Origin of the sequence: Janthinobacterium rivuli (assembly GCF_029690045.1) — a bacterium.
Taxonomy (GTDB): domain Bacteria; phylum Pseudomonadota; class Gammaproteobacteria; order Burkholderiales; family Burkholderiaceae_D; genus Janthinobacterium; species Janthinobacterium rivuli.
Genome location: NZ_CP121464.1, coordinates 3046607 through 3065722, shown reverse-complemented (window position 1 = coordinate 3065722; position 19116 = coordinate 3046607). Strand labels below are relative to the sequence as shown.

Sequence of the window (19116 nt, the reverse complement as noted above, 5' to 3'; positions counted from 1 at the left end):
TTCTTTAAAACTACGTAACTACATTATTAATTATCAATAACTGGCGTTCAGGCTGAAGCCGGCCGTATGGCTGGCCGTGCGGAACAGCTCAGGTTTGCGCACGGGCCAGCCGACAAAGGCGTCGTACTGCACGCCCAGCCACTGGCCGCGCAAGCCGACGAAGCCGCCCGTAAGGCGGCGCGCGATCAGCCATTCGGCGGACGGTCCCGATACTTCGCCGTGGTCGAGCCCGGCATATGCTTCCTGGCCGCTGCTGCCCAGCGGCACGCCAACTTCGTTGCGCAACAGCCAGCCACGTTCGGCCGACAGGCTGCTTTCGCCGTCATAGCCGCGCACCGTGTAACGTCCGCCGATGGCAAAGCGGTCCTGCGGCACCAGCGGCGTGCGGTTGTGCTGCGTGCGCCAGCTGCCTGTGTAGCGCAGCGGCTGGCCAGCCAGCGTGAACGGCGCCGACAGGGCCGCGTCGGCCAGGAGCAGCTTGAGGCGCGAGGTGCCTTCGCCAAACGCTTCCTCGGGCGCTGCCAGCGCATCCATCGCGCCCGTGCCGCGCCGGTATTGCAGATTCAGGTCCAGCGTCGCCTGGCCCAGAAATTCGCGGTGGCCGATGCCAACTTCCCAGCCGGCCATGCGACGGCGCTGCACTTCCACTTCCGTGTCGTCGATGAAGTTTTGCGCGGCGCGCTGCCAGCCCCGCAAGGAAACCGTCGTCTTGCGCGAGGCGTCGCGGTAGACCAGGCGCGACAGTTTCACTTCGCGATTCTGGCTGGCGCCGCTGTAGTTGTAGTCCTGGCTGATGCCGGCCACGGACTGGTGGTAGTGGCTGTCGCTGACCGTGAAGGCCAGCAGCCAGTAGGCGTATGGGATCGAATAATGCGCCACCATGCCGGCCGTGCCGCGCGGGCCGTTGCGGTCGCCGTCGACGTTCTGGTTCAGGCTCAGGTAAAACAGATCGTTCAGGGTCAGCCAGTGGTCGTACGACAAGGTCACGCTGCCCTGCAGCTTGCCGGTCGAGCGCGAACCGCCATCGTCGAGCCCCAGCGCCAGGCGGAATGGCAAGCACTGCTTCCACTGGATCTGCAGGTCGCTCTCGCCCGGCTTGGCATTGCCGCCCTCGGCCGGCATGATCTGGATATCAGCTTCGGCCGTCGGCACGCGCTTGAAGTTTTCCAGCGCCTGTTCCGTATCGCGCACATTGAGCAAGTCGCCGGGCCGCGCCGGCACGGCGTTCCACCAGGTGGCGCGCGGATTGGTGCCGGGCGCAAAGCCGATCTGGCGGATGCGCCCCGGTATCAGGCTCAAGGCCAGGGTGCCACGGCTCAAATCCTGCGGTTCAGCCAGCACGCGCGTGGTGACATAGCCGCGCGCGATGATGGCGTTTTGCAGCCGCCCCATCAGTACATTGATGGCCTGCGTGCCCAGGCAGCGGCCCAGCGCAGAGTCAGCCGCGCCCAGGTCATCGCGCCCGGCGGCGTCCAGCGCCCATTGAAACTGCGCACTGCCCTCGCCGCGCAACACAAGCTGGTTGATGGTAAAGCACGGCGATTCGCCCGCAGGCAAGCGGTTGGCCGAGACGGCTACCGGCGCCTTGAGCAGGCGCACGTCGGGATTGCGCTCCTGCTGCTGGCGCAGGAGGCGCTCACGTTCTTGCTGGCGGATGAGTTCTTGGCTGGCATCGTCGCGCTGGCTGGCGCCAGGCGTGTTGGGAAGGGGCGGTGCAATTTCGGGACGGGTCTGCGCGGACACGGCGGCACACAGGGCGCCACTGAACAAAAATACACCGCACCATGGCGTCAAGCGCAGGTGCATATGTTGCCTTACGTAATTATTTTCTTAAGTAGATTATAAAATAATTATTTCCGTATAGCAATTTTATTTATTTCTTGAGAACTTTACCTGTTTGGTAACTGTCTTTCATCTATCCAATTACCACTAGTAAAAAGCCGCGCCGCCTTGTGGCAGCACAGCAGGCTATGGGAGCTGGCATCGACGGCATAAAAAAGCCCTGTAAAAACAGGGCTTTGGCTTACTCAGTCATTCCAGCATGTAAAGTTTCCTAGTGAAAACTCACTCCCACTCGATGGTCAATGACGTACCTACGCTCTTAATTTTTCAGTGCTTTCCAAACCATTCGCTAAACGATACCCTCAAAAAAACCTTCACCAGAAAAATCCGTTATTGACGGTTTGTCGCGACTGGGATGGGAGACACCAGTCCGCTCGCTCGCACGAGCCAGCCAATTCTTCTTGCGATGAAGCCTTCGTTTCGGCACATCAGCAATCGCAGCGTTCCGCAGCATTCAAACGTACGCCAAGGCAGCAGCGCCGCGCTGTTACACTGTCACTCGCGCAATATCATGCCCGCTATAGCGACAGAGACGAAACAATGACACGCGCTTATCTGTTAACCGCTTTTACTGTGTCCCACATCGCCACCGCTTTTCACGTCTCGAGCAAGACAGTCAGTCGGTCGGGCCGTATCGGCATTTAATAAAGCGCACCTGCTGCAGATCAAGACGGCCAAGGCTGAGATCGTGCACGAATGGCGGATCTGAACTTGGCTCCCATTCCCAGACCGGACTATTTAATAAGGCCAAGAACGGCTCACTTCACAGTTGGTTTAAGGGGAGGTAATTGCTCCTTACTCCATTGCCAGATGGTCGCGCCATACTGCCAATCCATGGATACAGGCATGATCTCGCCTTGTTCGAAATGACGAAGACTGTCGGCGATGGCAGGGGTAAACCAGTAGCCCGCCTGGGGGCACGGATTGCCGCCTTCAACACGCAGTTGTCTTGGTGCTAATGGCGTGGGTGGCGCTTGTTTATCGAGCTTTCTAGCATAGTCCAGCAGATCCTTGGGGTAGACAATATGATCGCGAAAACTGCGGTCGTCCAGTTCCAAAAGATATACTGCCGCAGCGGCTTCAATCGCCCAATAGCCAAAATACGCGCCACCGTCTTCTCTCATGTTCAAATGACTATCATGCCAGAATGCTTTTTTCATCGATGTGTACCATGCTTTCAGGTATTTCTGCACATCCGAAATACTTTCTTCTGGCGTATCACGATAAAAACTGTTGATGATGTCGCGATATGGCTTATCGTGGTACCACTCATCGACTTCGAAACGGTCTTTGAGCTCATAGGAAAACAAGTCTTCGTAGAGCGTATCTTTTCCGGCAAAAGCGCCGTCGAGCATTGCCGCCAATCTTGGCAATAAGTCACGGCGATGTAGCAGGTAACAAAGACTGATTAATTGCATTGCACGTTCGTAATTGTCTACTTCAGCAAAACGAAATGGAGGGAAAATCGGATCATTTGCGTATTCTTGTATATATTTCGCATGCTGCTCGTAAGCCCCTACAACCTTCGGAAGGTCGTTACGCAAAATATCTAACGATTCGCCCGCAGTATAATTCAATAAGAAAATCTTAAAGAGTTGATCTGCTATAGCTTCCGAAATACGACTTCTATCTTCTGCATTGCTGTCGCTCGCATGAAGCGCTCGTAAAAATCGGGGGAAACTCTCATCAATGGAATATTGAATTTCCAATTCATAATATCGGTCGTTCAAAAACTGCTGCCTGCGCTTTTCATGGAATTGCATTTTACTCACCAAAATTGATTTAAAAAAAATAGTTAAATATTTTAAGTTTCAATCGGCAAACAAAGTTTTGCGTTTTTATGATTAACAGCCGCTTTCACTTCTTGCTCATCGTGCCGATGTGTGGATGGGATGTCGTGATTGGCATGTTTTTCGTGCTTTTCTCGTTCATCCTCCAGCAATACCCTCTCATGTTCTGCGGCCGAAGGCAGGTAGAACGGCGTATAGAACAAGTGCCGGGAATAAACTTTAATACCGCCATCCTTAAAATCATCGACTACTGATCTCTCTAGTCCCGAGGATTTAATGTTTTTTGCAATCCAATCTCGGCTTATTTGCACGAGCGGTTGTTCAACATGACTGTTCGTCTACGGTGTTGCGGTAGTACCGGTGCCCGGCGCATCCTGCTTCGGCTGCGCTCGCTTGCCGCCACCCGAATGCTTCCCATTCCTCTTGCCTTCTTTCCCACCTGGCTTTCCGCCCGGTACCTCACCCCTCTGTTCGCTTATAACGGTAATTGCTCACTACTCCATTGCCAGATGGTCGCGCCATACTGCGAATCCATGGATACAGGCATGATCTCGCCTTGTTCAAAATGACGAAGACTGCCGGGTATAGCAGGGGTGAACCAGTAGCCGATTTGGGGGCATGGGTTGCCGCCTTCAACACGCAGCTTTTCTGGCACTGTGGACATAAGTGCAGCTTGTTTATCGAGCTTTCTGGCGTAGTCCAACAAGTCTTTTGGATACACGATATGGTCTCGGAAACTGCGGTCGTCCAGTTCCAAAAGATATACTGCTGCTGCAGCTTCGATAGCCCAATAACCAAAATAGCCCCCCCCGGTTTCTCTCATGTCCAAATGACTATCGTGCCAAGGTGCTTTTTTCATCGATGTGTACCAATTTTTCAAATATTTCTCTAAGTCCGAAATACTTTCTTCTGGCATGTCGCGATAAAAGCTGTTAATGATGTCGCGATACGGCTTGTCGTGGTACCACTCATCGACATCATAACGGCCTTTGAGTTCATAGGTAAATAAGTCCTCGTAAAGCGTATCTTTGCCTGCAAATGCGCCGTCAAGCATTGCAGCCAATCGTGGCAACAAGTCGCGGCGATGTAGCAAATAACAAAGGCTAATGAGTTGAATTGCGCGTTCGTAATCATCTATTTCGGCAAAACGAAATGGCGGAAATTTCGGTTTTTTTTCATACTCACGATCGAATTTCGTGTATTGCTCGTAAGCCGCTATGACTTTCGAAAGATCATCACGCAAAACATCTAAAGATTCACCGGCCGTATAGTTCAAAAAAAAGTTCTTGCATGTGCTATATGCGATTGCTTCTGAAACACGACTTCGGTCCTCAGCATCGCTATCAGGCGCATTAAGAACCTGCAATAGATTTGGAATACTTATATCAGTAGCATGTTGAATATCCGCCTCAAAATACTGCTTGCTCAAAAATTGTTGTCTGCGCTTTTCATGAAATTGCATAAGGCTCACCTAAAGAATTTTTATACTTGACAGGTACGCAAAGAAATTTTTTGCAAGTGCCGTTTCGCGCCTGTCTCATCCTAGTTCCGGGAACATTGAATTGAAGCCAATGTATTGAAATATTTTTCGTATTTCCAAGAATGTCGAAGTATTTTACGGCTCAAATTTCATGGAATTGCATAAGCGGGAATTGTATTCTGTACCCCATTGCCAGATGGTGGCGCCATACTGCGAATCCGCGGATACAGGCATAACCGCGCCTTGTTCGAAATGACGGCGACTGTCGGGGATGGCAGGGGTGAACCAGTAGCCGGTTTGGGGGCATGGATTGCCGCCTTCAACAAGCAGTTTTTCTGGCGCTGAGGGCGCCAGTGGTGCTTGTTTATCGAGTTCTCTCGCAAAGTCCACCAAGTCTTTTGGATAGACAATGTGGTCACGAAAACTGCTGTCGTTGATGTCGTAGAGATAAACAATTGCGGCGGCCTCAATTGCCCAGTACCCGAAATAGGTGCCACCTTCCTCTGTCATTGAAAAATGACTATCATGCCAAGGCGTCTTTTCCATCGACTTGTACCAAATTTTAAGATACTGCTGCATTTGCTCTATTTTTTCTTGGGAGCTTTCCAAGTCAGTTGCGCTGAGGAGGTGTAGATAGGGGAATTGGTGATACCAAGCCTCTAAATAAGGACGATCAGCTATATCATGGCTGACAAGTTCCTCATACATCGCATCTTGCCCGTCATAGGCCGAATTGGCAACTAAGGAATGAATGCGGGGTATCAGCTCGCGTCGATGCAACAATATGGCCAAGCCAAGTAGCTGAACAATTCTTTCAAAGTCATCGATTTCTTGGAAGGCAAACACAGGAAAATCTTCTTTTTCTTGGAAATCTCGCTTGTATCTGGCGGATATTTCATAGGCCTCGACTACGCCGACGAGCTCGTCGCGCAATAGATCTAGCGGTTCCCCGCCTGTGTATCGAAGCAAGAAAAGGTCGCAAGTTTGCCCGGCAAAATCTGCCGCAGCGAGCGATCTTGCGAGTGCTTCCGTTTCTATGTCTGGAGGAAAATTATGCTTCCAATATTCAATTGCCTTTTTTATCGAGTTACAAAAAAACGAAAAATAATGTTCGCTTAAGAATTTCTGCCTACGTTTTTCATGAAAGTGCATAGTTCTTAGCCAATAAGTAAAGATTAATCAAGCGCGCTCATGATTCGGACTTTAAGCCAAGTTTGGCATGTTTGTGATTAACTGCCGCTTTCACTTCTTGTTCAGCGTGTCGATGTGTGGATGGGATGTCGTGATCGGAGTGTTTCTCGTGCTTGTCCCGTTCGTCCTTCAGCAACGCTTTCTCATGTTCTGCGGCCAAAGGCAGGTAGAACGGCGTATAGAAAAGATGGGGTGAATAACCATTTCTCTTTATATCCTCCGCTAATTCATTTCCAACGGCGCTCTTGATGTTCTTCCAATCCAAGCGCGACTCATCTGTACAATAATTTCGCTCGATGTTCCTGTGTTCGATGCTGCCGGCGCTTTTGTTGCTGGCGTGTTTTCCTTTGGTTTTACTCCAGCACATCCAGGTCTGCCAGGGCGTCCAGGCTTTTGCTGACACCTTCGATGACGCTGTTGCCAATCGAGGCATTAACCGTATTGCTCGATGCGGTAAGCGTGGGTGCGTTGTGGACGGCTTCGGCGACTTTGGGATCCTTCTTTTCCGGCTTCTTTTCCGCTGGATTAACCTTGCCTTGCGGGCCGGTCGCTTGCGCCGCATTGTTGCGTTGCTCACCACCCTTCGAGGTCTAGCCGACCGCACACCTATCGGCGCGCCACCAAGCGACGATGCAGGCGGCAATTGGGCTCCGCGATCATAGAAAGCTGTTCGGAGCTTACATCGGCCCACCGCTGCTCACCGCTCCGGCGTGTATATTATTGCTCGCTTCATCAACTCCCCCGTGGGAGAAGTTTACCAAACAGGAGTGGCCGAAAAAGTCTGGGTACCTCACCCCTCTGTTCGCTTATGGCGGTAATTGCTCACTACTCCATTGCCAGATGGTCGCGCCATACTGCGAATCCATGGATACAGGCATGATCTCGCCTTGTTCAAAATGACGAAGACTACCGGATATAGCAGGGGTGAACCAGTAGCCGGTTTGGGGACATGGTGTGCCACCTTCAACACGCAGTTTTTCTGGCGCTGAGGGCGCCAGTGGTGCTTGTTTATCGAGCTTTCTTGCGTAATCCAGCAAGTCTTTTGGATACACGATGTGATCGCGGAAACTGCGGTCGTCCAGTTCCAAAAGATATACTGCCGCAGCGGCTTCAATTGCCCAATAACCAAAATACGCGCCGCAACCTTCTGCGTTCATGCTCAAATGACTGTCGTGCCACGGCGCTTTTTTCATAGACTTGTACCAAGCCTTCAGATAGGCTTCGATGTCCCGAATGCTTTCCTCTGCCGTATCGCGATAAAAGCTATTGATGATATTGCGATAGGGCGCGTCGTGGTACCACTCGTCGACTTCGTAACGATCCTTGAGTTCATAGGCAAACAAATCCTCATAGAGCGTATCTTTACCGGCAAATGCGCCGTCAAGCATCGCTGCCAATCGTGGTAATAGGTCACGGCGATGTAGAAGATAGCAAAGGCCAATGAGTTGCATTGCGCGCTCGTAATCGTCTATTTCGGCGAAGCGCAGAGGCGGAAACGCTGAGTCGTGTTGATACTCCCTAACATATTTAGTTGATTGCTCATGAACCTTTATAATTTCGGTAAGGTTTTCACGCAACACATCCAATGATTCGCCTGCGGTGTAGCTCAATAAATAATTTGTAACTGTATAATCGGCGATTGCTGCTGACACAAGACTGCGGCCCAGTGCATCATTACTTGGATCGCCTAATTCGCGTGAAAATTCCGCTTGTGCAGTAGTGATAAAAAAAGTCGCCGTTTTTTCAAAAGCCGTTTCATTTAAGAATTGCTGCCTACGTTTTTCATGAAATTTCATAATATCCACCTAATTAATATCGGTACTAGATGCGGAATTTTTCTATGGCTCAAGTGCCAAACCAATTTTAGTATGTTTATGATTAACAGCCGCTTTCACTTCTTGTTCATCGTGACGATGCGTTGATGGTATATCGTGATCGGCATGTTTCTCGTGTTTCTCTCGTTCATCCGCCAGCAATGCCTTCTCATGCGCTGCGGCTGAAGGTAGATAAAATGGTGTATAGAATAAATGGCGAGAGTAGACTTTCGTTCGCTTACTAATTATTTCTAAAGCAATTGCCTTATCCTCAACTGCAATGCGGATATTTTTTGAAATCCACTCCTGACTCATCTGCACAAGAGGTTGCTCCGCATTACTCTTCGATGTAGTTGACGCGACACCAACCGGCGCATCCTGCTTCGGCTGCGCTTGCTTGCCTTCTTTCACACCTGGCTTTCCGCCCGGTTTGCCGCCTGGTTTCCCCGCCCCGGCGGAATCGCTGCCCTCGCTCGTATCCGGCTCCAGCAATTCCTCAGACTTCGGCAGCGCCGCGTCCCTGATCCGCTTGGCATTGTCCAGCAGTTTGCCTTTCACGCCCGGCTTACGGGAGGCATTCTTCGGTGCCGTTCCCACCCTTGACGCTTTCGATTCCACAATCGCATACGGCTTGCCGCCATTGTGCGGGTCTCCCATTTGCACTTTCCACACAGCATCAATCCCTGTGCCATGCGCGTTCAGGGCGAACAATGGATTGAGCCGGGACGCTTCGTTGAGTTTGCCAGGAAAGGTCTTGCTGGGCATTTCTTTCCATTCGCCCCGCATGCCCATGTCGTGTCGGCTCCATCCCCTGCCCCAGCCGTATTTTTCATACAGAAAATAATCGGTAATATGCTCACCGACAATGCCGGTCTGGCTTTTGCTCAAGCCCTCGATGACGTTCGTACCAATCGAGGCATTGACCGTATTGTTCGATGTGGTATGCGTGGGCGCATTGTGGCCGGCTTCGGCGACTTTGGGATCCTTCTTTTCCGGCTTCTTTTCCACCGGATTGACCTTGCCTTGCGGCCCGGTCGCTTGCGCCGCATTGTTGCGTTGCTTGGTCTTCCAGTGGGTCAACTTGAGCGTGACAAGCATCACCATGGCCGGCAACTGGGCGCGCACCGTGCTCATGCAGGTGCTCAAGGCGAGCCGTCCTTCGGCGGGCAGGTCGTCGTAAAGCCACGAACCTTCGATCGCGCTCTGGACTGTGCCAAGCTGCTTTTTCAGGCCGGCCGCATCGAATAATTTGTCGAGCAAGAATTCCGGGCTGGTGTGGATGCCGACCTTGTCGCAGACCATGCGCAGCACGTCGAACAGAATTGGCGCGAAGCGCTCCGGATGCTTGTTGACGATGCGGATGGTCTTCTTGACACCACCGCCCGCGCCCGGTATCCAGCCCACCAGCGCCAGGACCAGGTCGAATTTGGCTTCCATCTGATCTTCCGCCGTGGTGCTATTGTGGAGCGTCAGCATGCAGTCGATGGTGTCGTAGATATTGATCGCCTGGCCCAGGAAGGGGACGAGTCCGGTGGCGACGGCGACGCCGATCTCTTCGATGGCGCTGGTGATGGCCGCGCTGTCGGTTTGTGTCTCGCACGCTTGAGGGGCGCTGGTCGCAGGTGCTTCGCTCATTGGATATCCCTTCCAACCATGCTGTACAGCAGTGACTCGACATCGTCTGGATCGGTGGGTTGGCCGTGTTTTTTCAAGTCGTTTTGCACGTTTTCCAAGGTGGTCTTCCCGGCGTCTTTGGGGCTGTCTGCCGTGAACGGTCTAGGGTCTTCGCCAAAATAGACCTTGACCGCGCCCTGCGGAATGTTTTCCAGGCGGGCGTGGCCTTTGGCGTCGAGCTTGCCGACACATGCGGTGCCATCAGCGAATTCGGCCCGGTACGCGCCGCCTGCGACAGGCGTCAAGTCCGGCCAGTGATGGTTGAATTCGATGAAGTTCTTGATCTGATCAATCTTCGGTAGCGGCGGCAGGATGGAAGTAGAGGCAGAAGGCCCAGCCAGCTCCTTCATGCTGGCCTTGAACGTCATCGCCCCTGGTCCGTGGATCATGATGTTGCCGCCTTCGAGCTTGATATAGGCGTCTTGTGAGGTCAACAGCACATGCTCCTTGGCCGCCACGGTGACGCTCTTGGTCATGCTCGCCACCGTGATGGCCTTGTCGGCCGTGATGCGCGTCTCGTCCGACTGGCTCTGGCTGGACACCTTGCCGCTGGCCGCGTGCAGCATGATGCCCGTTTCCTGGTTCGGCTTGTCCTTGCTGTCCGCCTTGCCGTACGTGAACAGACTGATGCCGGCCTTGACCGCATACAGGCTGTTGCCCTGGGCCGCAAAGTTGATGTCCTGACCGGCCGTAATGCTGCTGGTGTTGCCTGCGATGATGATCGCGTCGGCCGGGGTGGTCGCCGCGATCCCGGCGGGACTCGACAACTGCAGATGCGGTTCGGCGTAGGCCGTCACCTTGCCGGAGCCGCCGGCACCGTCGCCGCTTGACGTGTTGCCCTCCATCGTTTCGATGACGCTGACGCTGTGCGCCATCTGCGCAATCGATGGCAACTTCTCGGGCGCTGGCTCGGCCTGGCCCTTGTCGTCCTTGAGCGTGGCATTGTGCTTTTGCGCCGTTGTCGCAAGCGCCGTCTGCAATTGCAGGCTTTGCTCGATCTGTACCTTGGCCTCGCGCGAATCGAGTTGGCTACCGTTGGCATTGAGCCGTGCGTCGGTAGACAGCAGCAGGCCGGAACCGGCTCGAATGGCGGCGCCGTGTTCCGTTTTGAGTTCGGCACCGAATCCGACAGGGCTGAGACGCTGGTTGTCGCTCTGGTGACGCAAATGCCCCATGTTCAGTTCGGCAGTGCCTTGGTGCGGGTTGGCATGGCGTTGCAGCGCCACGCGCGACTGACCCGCCGTATCGTCAAATACCAGTTGGCTGTAGGCACCTGCGCCATTTTGACTGGTGTTCATTGCCTGTGTCTTGAATCCCGACAGCACAGCTGGATGCGCGTGCGCGCCAGAGTCGCCTGGGAACCATGCTGGCGCGTTGCCAGTCGAAACGCCGGCACCCTGTGCCACCTGATTGTGCTGGGCGTTGTCCTGGCCTTTGCCGTTGTACAGGCTGCCAATGACCACTGGACGGTCAATGTCGCCGTCAAGGAAATCGATCACCACTTCACTGCCGATGCGTGGCACGGCGACCGAGCCCCAGTTGGCGCCCGCGACCGGCGCCATCGGCGTGGATATGCGCACCCATGTGCCGGCCTTTTCGTTTGCGGACGCACCTGCCTGCCCCTCGGGCGAAGGATGGTTCAGGCGGCTGTGGCTCAGATCGCTCTCACCCGTTCCACGTTGCCAATGGAACTGCACCTTGATGCGATGATCACGATCCGTGTAGGTTGCCGCGCCGGCTGGTCCGACCACGATTGCGGTCTGCTGTCCATGGACGGTGGGCCGCGGATTCAGGAGTTGGCCATGTCCATCCTGCCCCCTGCTGCGATAGGGTGCCTTGCTGCGGATGGCATCGATGCGGTTGCGGTAGACGGGACGTTCGCCCTTCTCCGCGCCCACTGCATGCAGACTATGCTTGCGCTCTTTCTGAATAAGGACGTCGAGTACGCTCTGGCCCAGTCGTTCGGTGATTTCTGTCTTCGCCTCGGTACTCAGGTTATTATGGGCGAGGTGCACCACGCGCACGATGACGAAGGTGCGTGCGTCGTCGCCGCCGCTGACACTGGCAGCATCGAGTTGCGATTGCCCATGGAGAGTGATGGTCGTGCCCGCAGAGAGCGTGCGCACGGTACCTGCGCCGATGTGCGTCTCACGCATCGCGTCCAGCGCCTGCATCTGGTTGTCCGCGATACGCTGGCCCTGCTTCATCGACTCGTAGGCGTATGCGCCGGGAGTGTCGCGGCTGACCAGCGGGTTTCCGCCATCACCATTGGCGCTGACCGAGCTCACCGGGCGCGATCCGGTCGTGCGGTAATCCCAACTCGACAACTCGATGGCGTTCGTTTGCAGGCGCACGCTGGTGCGCCAGCGGTCCATGCTGTCCTCTTTCATCACGGCGCCAGGCTGCGTGAAATTGATCGTGGCCTGAGCATTTGGTTTGAAACAGCCATTATGGTCGGCGATGACCATGGTGTGGGAGCCAAGGATGGCGCTTTCAGCATTGCCGATGTGCTCGAAATAGTAAAACAAGCCCTCTTCCCGCATCAGGCGTTCGGCGAACGCCATATTACTTTCCTGATACTGGCAAGTCAGCGATCTGATCGGATACACGTCTCTGTCGAGGATGTCGTAGCGCCACGCCGGCACCAAGGGCCCCACGTTCTGCCAACCACCGAAGATCGCATCGAGGATGTCGAATACAGTTTTGTCTTGGAATATTCGGCTATCGCGGCCATGAGCCAGGAATGCGTACCAGGGGCCAATTGTAAACACATAGCGCGCGAAACCGCCGTCAGCACCGGCCCGTTCGGCCGACGTGATATGGCCATGGAATGGGCGTTTGTCATCGCGACTCGTGGCCGTGAGCAGTTCAAGCAGAACCGGCTGCCCGTGCAACGATTTGAGAGACATTCCCGCGTCGGTCGAGAGCGCAGTGACCTTGAATTCATAGCACTCGCTAAGTCCTTCCTCGCCGCGAAAGCATTCGGCAAGAAGCTTGTCGCGGCCAATAGGCGTGCTGAACGCAAGCACGCGTGTATCTTGAGTGAAGCTGTTGAGCAGCGCTGACATAGGGGGAGATGCTCCTGGGATGCGAATCGATCGCATCTTGATATTGGGGTCGAAAAATCCAAGTCTGCATTAGATCACAGAAATGTTATCTTTCTAATTACATTAGGCGATCCAGTTTGCTTGGCGTCAAGAACTTTGGGTATTGGCCCACATGCAACTAGAGAACGCGAACAGGTGCCCAGACAACGGATCTTGATGCATGACATCTTTCGCTAGTGCGTGGAGACCGTCGAACGACAGGCACGTGTTGACCGGCTGGCGTCGCATACGGAACGCAACTCGTTGTGCGTAATCTCATGCAGCAGGAGACTGCCAAATGGGCGTTTCAGATCGCGTTCGTACGCCAAGTGAGTCCCCTTAAAATACCCACGAAAAAGCGTGCTTGGCTCTGCCATGGGATGCTTGGGTTTGCCAAACAAAATAAAAAAAGCCCCTGAAAAATCAGGGGCTTAGCTGTTTCAATGACCCGGCGTTACCTTACGCTGCCGGATGGGAGACTATTCCCACTCGATGGTCGCCGGCGGCTTGCCCGAGATATCGTAGACGACACGGTTGATGCCGCGCACTTCATTAATGATGCGATTGGAGACCTTGCCCAGCAAGCTGTGCGGCAGGTGCGCCCAGTGGGCCGTCATGAAGTCTTGCGTTTGCACGGCGCGCAGGGCCACCACGTATTCGTAGGTGCGGCCATCGCCCATCACGCCCACCGATTTGACGGGCAGGAAGACGGCAAACGCCTGGCTCGTCGCTTCGTACCAGTTGGTCGGCACGCTATCCTGGTCGAAGCCAGGCACTACGACCGGCTCATACGGCGTGTTGCGCAGTTCTTCGATGAAGATGGCATCGGCGCGGCGCAGCAGGTCGGCGTAGTCTTTCTTGACTTCGCCGAGGATGCGCACGCCCAGGCCTGGGCCCGGGAATGGGTGGCGGTAGACCATGTCATGCGGCAAGCCCAGGGCCACGCCGAGTTTACGCACTTCGTCCTTGAACAGTTCGCGCAAGGGTTCAAGCAACTTGAGCTTCATGGTGTCCGGCAAGCCGCCCACGTTGTGGTGGCTCTTGATGGTCTGGCCTTTCTTGCCCTTGCCGGCCGATTCGATGACGTCCGGGTAAATCGTGCCTTGCGCCAGCCATTTTGCGTTGACCAGCTTGCCCGATTCGACCTGGAACACTTCGACGAATTCGCGGCCGATGATCTTGCGCTTTTGCTCGGGGTCGGTCACGCCGGCCAGGTGGCCCATGAACTGCTCTTCAGCATCGACGCGGATGACTTTCACGCCCAGGTTCTTGGCGAACATGTCCATCACCATTTTGCCTTCGTCCAGCCGCAGCAGGCCATGGTCGACGAAGACGCAGGTCAGCTGATCGCCGATGGCGCGGTGGATCAGCGCTGCAGCGACGGACGAATCGACGCCGCCGGACAGGCCCAGGATGACGTCATCGGTACCGACTTGCGCGCGGATTTTTTCCACCGCTTCGCTGATGTAATCAGGCATGTTCCAGTCCGACTTGCAGCCGCAGATTTCATGCACGAAACGGCCGAGCATGGCCTTGCCCTGCACCGTGTGCGTCACTTCCGGATGGAATTGCACGCCGTAGAACTGGCGCTCTTCATCGGCCATGGCGGCGATCGGGCAGCTCGGGGTGTTGCCCATCAGCTTGAAGCCTGGCGGCATTTCCAGCACCTTGTCGCCATGGCTCATCCACACTTTCAGCATGCCGTGGCCTTCGTCGGTGACGAAGTCGGCGATACCGTTGAGCAACTTCGTATGGCTGCGGGCGCGCACTTCGGCGTAGCCAAATTCGCGCACCAGACCGTTTTCCACCTTGCCGCCCAATTGAGCCGCCATGGTTTGCATGCCGTAGCAGATGCCCAGCACGGGCACGCCCAGCTCGAACACGGCTTGCGGCGCGCGCGGCGAGTCGCCGTCCAGGGTCGAATTGTGGCTGCCCGACAGGATCACGCCGGCGGCGCCATAGTTGCGCACGAATTCGTCGCTGACGTCATACGGGAAGACTTCGGAAAACACGCCGGAATCGCGCACGCGGCGGGCGATCAACTGGGTGACTTGGGAGCCGAAATCGAGAATGAGGATTTTAGAATGCATGGTCGGAGCTTTATTCAAGGTCAATTGCAAAACCGGCGCACTGGGCGCCGGTCTGGACTTTCGTTACCGCTTACTCGGAGCGATAATTTGGCGCTTCTTTCGTGATCTGCACATCATGGACATGCGACTCGCGCATGCCGGCCGAGGTGATTTCCACGAATTCCGCTTTTTCGCGCAGTTCGTCGATGGTGGCGCAACCGCAGTAACCCATCGATTGACGCACGCCGCCCACCAGCTGGAAGATGATCGCCAGCACGCTACCCTTGTAAGCAACGCGGCCTTCGATACCTTCAGGCACGAACTTGTCGGCCTTCATGGTGGCGTCCTGGAAATAGCGGTCAGCCGAACCATCGGACATCGCGCCCAGCGAACCCATGCCGCGATACGATTTGTAGCTGCGACCCTGGTACAGGATCACTTCGCCCGGTGCTTCTTCCGTACCGGCAAACATGGAACCCATCATGACGGTCGAGGCGCCAGCGGCCAGCGCTTTCGAAATATCGCCCGAGAAGCGGATACCGCCGTCGGCGATACATGGCACGCCCGTGCCTTCCAGTGCTTCGGCGACATTCGAGATGGCCGTGATTTGCGGCACGCCCACACCAGCGACGATACGCGTGGTGCAGATCGAGCCAGGGCCGATGCCGACCTTGACCGCATCGGCGCCGTATTCCACCAGCGCCTTGGCGGCGGCGGCGGTAGCGATGTTGCCGCCAATCACTTCCACTTGCGGGTACTTGGTCTTGATCCAGCGTACGCGGTCGAGGATGCCTTGCGAGTGACCGTGGGCCGTGTCGACCACCAGCACGTCGACACCGGCGGCGACCAGCAGGTCGATGCGTTCTTCATCCTTGGCGCCGACGCCGACGGCAGCGCCGACCAGCAGTTTGCCCTGGCTGTCTTTCGACGCGAACGGGTGCGAGGTCGACTTCTGGATATCCTTGACGGTGATCAGGCCGCGCAGTTCAAACGCGTCGTTGACGACCAGCACGCGCTCGAGGCGGTGCTTGTTCATCAGGCGCTTGGCTTCGGCCGTATCGGCGTCTTCATTGACGACCACCAGCTTTTCGCGCGGGGTCATCTTGGCGGAGGCTTCCGCGTCGAGTTCCTGCTCAAAGCGCAAATCGCGGTTGGTGATGATGCCGACGACTTCCTTGCCCTTGACGACAGGGAAACCGCTGATGCCGTATTGTTCCGTCAGCGCGATCACGTCGCGGATTTTCATTTCCGGTGGAATCGTGATCGGATCACGCAACACGCCAGCTTCGAAACGCTTCACGCGGGCCACTTCACGCGCCTGGTCCTTCGGATTCAAATTCTTGTGGATGATGCCGATGCCGCCTTCCTGGGCCATCGCGATCGCCAGACGGGCTTCCGTCACCGTATCCATGGCTGCGGACAGCAAGGGAATATTCAGGGTGATATTGCGGGTCAGGCGAGTTTTGAGGGACGTATCGGCGGGCAGAACGTTGGAGTAGGCTGGGACGAGCAGCACGTCATCGAATGTGAGTGCTTTTTGAAGTAGACGCATAGCATTTCCTATTGGCGCAAAAGCAGATTATACAGAAAAAAGCACCCTCCGTCCTTGCAGCATAGAAAAGATATTTGAAAATAGCAAAAAATGGCGCTCGGCCGGCAGCGGCCAGGCTGCCGCCACCCCTGCCCGCTCAGCCCTTGGCAGGCTTGCCGCCAGCCCGGCGCCGGCGCGCTTCTTTCGGGTCCGCTTGCAAAGGCCGGTACACTTCCACGCGGTCATGCTCGCGCAGGATGGTATCGAGCGGCTTCTTCTTGCCATAAATGCCAACCATGTTCACGGCCAGGTCGATAGAGGGGATTTCCCGCAGCAAGCCGCTCTGCTCTACCGCCTGCCCGATGGTGGTACCCGCAGGCACCGTCAAGGCACGCAGAAAGCTGCTGTCAGGCAAGGCGTGACAGACTTGTACCGTGATGCCCGCTTCAGCCATACACCGTCTCCGCGCGCTTGCAGAAGGAATCGACCATGCTGTTGGCGATCATGCCGAAGACGGGGCCGATGATCTGTTCCAGTACGCGGCTGGAAAACTCGTAGTGCAGGTCCAGCTCGATCTTGCACGCATCGTCGCGCAGGGCCTTGAAGGTCCACACGCCGTCGAGGGTCTTGAAAGGACCGTCCACCAGCTTCATCTTGATGGAAGTCGGCGGCACGTTCTCGTTGGACGTGGTGAAGCTTTGGCGCACGCCGTGGTAATGTATGCCCACGCTGGCGACGACCGTGTTCTCGCCCCGCTCGCGAATCTCGACCGCACCGCACCAGGGCAGGAATTTGGGATAATCCTCTACCGCCGCCACCAGCGCGAACATTTGTTCGGCGCTATAGCCGAGAAAAACTGATTTATGTACTACTGCCATTGAAGAACCATTTGCTATGATGTTGGATACATTTGATTTTATCGCGCTTGCGCGAGACAGTAGTTTAACCGACCCGCGCACATTTACCATCTCATGACCATAGCAGACAACAGAAAAGCCTTCCACGACTACTTTATCGAGGATCGCTACGAAGCCGGCATCGTGCTGGAAGGCTGGGAAGTCAAAGCCATCCGCGACGCCCGCGTACAAATCAAGGAAGCCTACGTCGTCGTCCGCGGCGATGAGCTCTTCCTGTTCGGCGCGCATATCAGCGCCCTGCCGACCGCCTCCACCCACATCCACCCGGAAGCCGTACGCACGCGCAAGCTGCTGCTGCACCGCACGGAAATGGATAAACTGATCGGCAAGGTGGAACGCTCCGGCTATACCCTGGTGCCGCTCAACCTGCACTACAAGGGCGGCCGCGTGAAATGCGAAATCGGCCTGGCCAAGGGCAAGAAGCAACACGACAAGCGGGCAGCGGAACGCGACCGCGATGGCGCGCGCGAAGTCCAGGCGGCAATGAAGTCGCACCGCCGCTGATACGGCACTACGCGCAGCGTGCTGCGCCAACACCATCAAGCCCGGCTATATGCCGGGTTTTATTTTGCCGGTGCCTGCGGCAAATGAAAAGCATGGCGCGACGGGATGAAAACAGGAGAAGGAAAGAGATACGGCGGAAATAAGACTGGTATGGGCGAAAATACCGGGGAGATAAGCGATGCGAATCCGCTTTGCCTGTCTGGCCAAAGACGATAAATCAGGAAAGTTCCGGATGCTTGCATGCTGCCTTGTACTACACCTGTACTACTCCACAGGACAAGCATCCGAATGAATGGCGTATTACATTACACCTTCAGCAGATCACGCGATTTGCCCGCATCGGTCCACTCTTTGACCCATTTCGGTTGACGGCCACGGCCAGTCCATTGCTGCGTCGCATCATCCGGATTGCGATAGCGTACTGCGACCGTGCCGGTTTTAGCGCGGATACCCGTGCCAACCAGATCTTTGACGGAAACGCCAACGCTTTGGGCAATTGCCAGGATTTGCTCGCGCGCTTTGGACAGATCGTCCTGTTCGCGTTTCTTCATTTGCTTCTTGATGTCGTCCTGCAAGGTGCGCAGTTCGGACAGGGATAAGCTGGACAGATCCATGATATTTCCTTGTGTGAGTTGAAAAATATAACTGAACAGTTAAATTCTATCCAATTGTAACGCGACTGAGGTGATTTTTCTTCAGATTTGATTGTTTTTTACAATTCTTTTACCAAAAAACCGACTTCCCTGGCTTTCGAACACTGCAAACCTTCAATCCCCGGAACATCCATCGCGCGCAAACAGTCTGCGCAAGCGTCCCTGCTTTGGGCGGCGGCGATTCAATACAGCGCCATCTGCAGTATTTATTTTGCAGCACTTTTTGTTTCATTGCAATTTATAGTAATTATAAATAGCAATTCAAAATATACATGGGAGCAATACTATCGCCAATTCTGCATCGACTACCAAGCACTCCCCACGCATCCGTCGCGCATATTGGCGCAATCATCGCCACGCATGCGCAGCAGATTCTACTTCAATCAAAAAGATAAGCGTCGCACGACAGCATATAATCCCCAAAGTGCGCACAGCATAGCATAAAGAAAATATTTCAACGTTATGGATTCAAGCGCAGATACGCGAGCCCGGCTGCCGACATATATTCCAGTAGCGCAAATGAAAACTGCCCGCAATACGGCGGGCAGTTTTTGACGACAAACTT

Annotated in this window: 14 protein-coding genes; 1 reads left to right on the top strand and 13 read right to left on the bottom strand. The window is 55.1% G+C overall.

Going from position 1 to position 19116, the window contains the following annotated elements; all coding sequences use genetic code 11:
• Window positions 1-33: 33 nt before the first annotated feature.
• The 12 genes from P9875_RS14080 to P9875_RS14025 all read right to left on the bottom strand — a co-directional run bounded on the left by P9875_RS14080 (window position 34) and on the right by P9875_RS14025 (window position 17355).
• Complete coding sequence (locus P9875_RS14080) at window positions 34-1806, bottom strand: ShlB/FhaC/HecB family hemolysin secretion/activation protein (RefSeq protein ID WP_278318730.1); 1773 nt, start codon at window positions 1804-1806, stop codon at window positions 34-36.
• A 794-nt stretch (window positions 1807-2600) separates the two neighbouring features.
• Complete coding sequence (locus P9875_RS14075; RefSeq protein ID WP_035826965.1) at window positions 2601-3605, bottom strand: PoNe immunity protein domain-containing protein; 1005 nt, start codon at window positions 3603-3605, stop codon at window positions 2601-2603.
• Window positions 3606-4107: 502 nt separating this feature from the next.
• Window positions 4108-5094: a PoNe immunity protein domain-containing protein gene (locus tag P9875_RS14070; protein WP_278318729.1), complete on the bottom strand. Its 987-nt coding sequence runs from the start codon at window positions 5092-5094 to the stop codon at window positions 4108-4110.
• 153 nt (window positions 5095-5247) lie between these two features.
• The gene (locus P9875_RS14065; RefSeq protein ID WP_035818209.1) at window positions 5248-6264 is read right to left on the bottom strand and encodes a PoNe immunity protein domain-containing protein; all 1017 of its coding nucleotides are present in this window, start codon (window positions 6262-6264) and stop codon (window positions 5248-5250) included.
• A gap of 37 nt (window positions 6265-6301) precedes the next feature.
• The gene (locus P9875_RS14060; protein ID WP_158300149.1) at window positions 6302-6736 is read right to left on the bottom strand and encodes a hypothetical protein; all 435 of its coding nucleotides are present in this window, start codon (window positions 6734-6736) and stop codon (window positions 6302-6304) included.
• Between the two features lie 373 nt (window positions 6737-7109).
• Window positions 7110-8099, bottom strand: coding sequence for a PoNe immunity protein domain-containing protein (locus P9875_RS14055; RefSeq protein ID WP_099402248.1), 990 nt, complete (start codon window positions 8097-8099; stop codon window positions 7110-7112).
• Between the two features lie 42 nt (window positions 8100-8141).
• Window positions 8142-9752, bottom strand: a complete 1611-nt coding sequence (locus tag P9875_RS14050) for a hypothetical protein (protein ID WP_278318728.1) — start codon at window positions 9750-9752, stop codon at window positions 8142-8144.
• On the bottom strand, window positions 9749-12859 hold the full coding sequence (locus P9875_RS14045) for a type VI secretion system Vgr family protein (RefSeq protein ID WP_278318727.1): 3111 nt from the start codon (window positions 12857-12859) through the stop codon (window positions 9749-9751). Before P9875_RS14045 ends, P9875_RS14050 begins: the two co-directional genes overlap by 4 nt.
• Before the next feature lie 497 nt (window positions 12860-13356).
• Window positions 13357-14967, bottom strand: a complete 1611-nt coding sequence (gene guaA / locus P9875_RS14040) for a glutamine-hydrolyzing GMP synthase (RefSeq protein WP_035818203.1) — start codon at window positions 14965-14967, stop codon at window positions 13357-13359.
• Between the two features lie 70 nt (window positions 14968-15037).
• A complete protein-coding gene (guaB, locus tag P9875_RS14035; protein ID WP_035818200.1) occupies window positions 15038-16498 on the bottom strand; it encodes an IMP dehydrogenase in 1461 nt (486 codons plus the stop codon).
• Window positions 16499-16634: 136 nt separating this feature from the next.
• Entirely contained in the window at window positions 16635-16931 is a 297-nt protein-coding gene (locus tag P9875_RS14030) for an RnfH family protein (RefSeq protein ID WP_035818197.1), read from the bottom strand.
• On the bottom strand, window positions 16924-17355 hold the full coding sequence (locus P9875_RS14025) for a type II toxin-antitoxin system RatA family toxin (RefSeq protein WP_278318726.1): 432 nt from the start codon (window positions 17353-17355) through the stop codon (window positions 16924-16926). Before P9875_RS14025 ends, P9875_RS14030 begins: the two co-directional genes overlap by 8 nt.
• 93 nt (window positions 17356-17448) lie before the next feature.
• Here P9875_RS14025 and smpB point away from each other — a divergent pair, with 93 nt between their 5' ends.
• Window positions 17449-17898: an SsrA-binding protein SmpB gene (gene smpB / locus P9875_RS14020; protein ID WP_034752217.1), complete on the top strand. Its 450-nt coding sequence runs from the start codon at window positions 17449-17451 to the stop codon at window positions 17896-17898.
• Window positions 17899-18203: 305 nt separating this feature from the next.
• On the opposite strand, the gene P9875_RS14015 is transcribed toward smpB, so the two are convergent.
• Entirely contained in the window at window positions 18204-18512 is a 309-nt protein-coding gene (locus P9875_RS14015; protein WP_035818192.1) for an H-NS family nucleoid-associated regulatory protein, read from the bottom strand.
• Between the last annotated feature and the right edge of the window lie 604 nt (window positions 18513-19116).

Bases quoted from the DNA above. Each gene is read 5' to 3' on its own strand.
- P9875_RS14080 (WP_278318730.1), bottom strand. From the start codon at position 1,806: ATGCACCTGCGCTTGACGCCATGGTGCGGTGTATTTTTGTTCAGTGGC.
- P9875_RS14075 (WP_035826965.1), bottom strand. From the start codon at position 3,605: ATGCAATTCCATGAAAAGCGCAGGCAGCAGTTTTTGAACGACCGATAT.
- P9875_RS14070 (WP_278318729.1), bottom strand. From the start codon at position 5,094: ATGCAATTTCATGAAAAGCGCAGACAACAATTTTTGAGCAAGCAGTAT.
- P9875_RS14065 (WP_035818209.1), bottom strand. From the start codon at position 6,264: ATGCACTTTCATGAAAAACGTAGGCAGAAATTCTTAAGCGAACATTAT.
- P9875_RS14060 (WP_158300149.1), bottom strand. From the start codon at position 6,736: ATGCCTCGATTGGCAACAGCGTCATCGAAGGTGTCAGCAAAAGCCTGG.
- P9875_RS14055 (WP_099402248.1), bottom strand. From the start codon at position 8,099: ATGAAATTTCATGAAAAACGTAGGCAGCAATTCTTAAATGAAACGGCT.
- P9875_RS14050 (WP_278318728.1), bottom strand. From the start codon at position 9,752: ATGAGCGAAGCACCTGCGACCAGCGCCCCTCAAGCGTGCGAGACACAA.
- P9875_RS14045 (WP_278318727.1), bottom strand. From the start codon at position 12,859: ATGTCAGCGCTGCTCAACAGCTTCACTCAAGATACACGCGTGCTTGCG.
- guaA (WP_035818203.1), bottom strand. From the start codon at position 14,967: ATGCATTCTAAAATCCTCATTCTCGATTTCGGCTCCCAAGTCACCCAG.
- guaB (WP_035818200.1), bottom strand. From the start codon at position 16,498: ATGCGTCTACTTCAAAAAGCACTCACATTCGATGACGTGCTGCTCGTC.
- P9875_RS14030 (WP_035818197.1), bottom strand. From the start codon at position 16,931: ATGGCTGAAGCGGGCATCACGGTACAAGTCTGTCACGCCTTGCCTGAC.
- P9875_RS14025 (WP_278318726.1), bottom strand. From the start codon at position 17,355: ATGGCAGTAGTACATAAATCAGTTTTTCTCGGCTATAGCGCCGAACAA.
- smpB (WP_034752217.1), top strand. From the start codon at position 17,449: ATGACCATAGCAGACAACAGAAAAGCCTTCCACGACTACTTTATCGAG.
- P9875_RS14015 (WP_035818192.1), bottom strand. From the start codon at position 18,512: ATGGATCTGTCCAGCTTATCCCTGTCCGAACTGCGCACCTTGCAGGAC.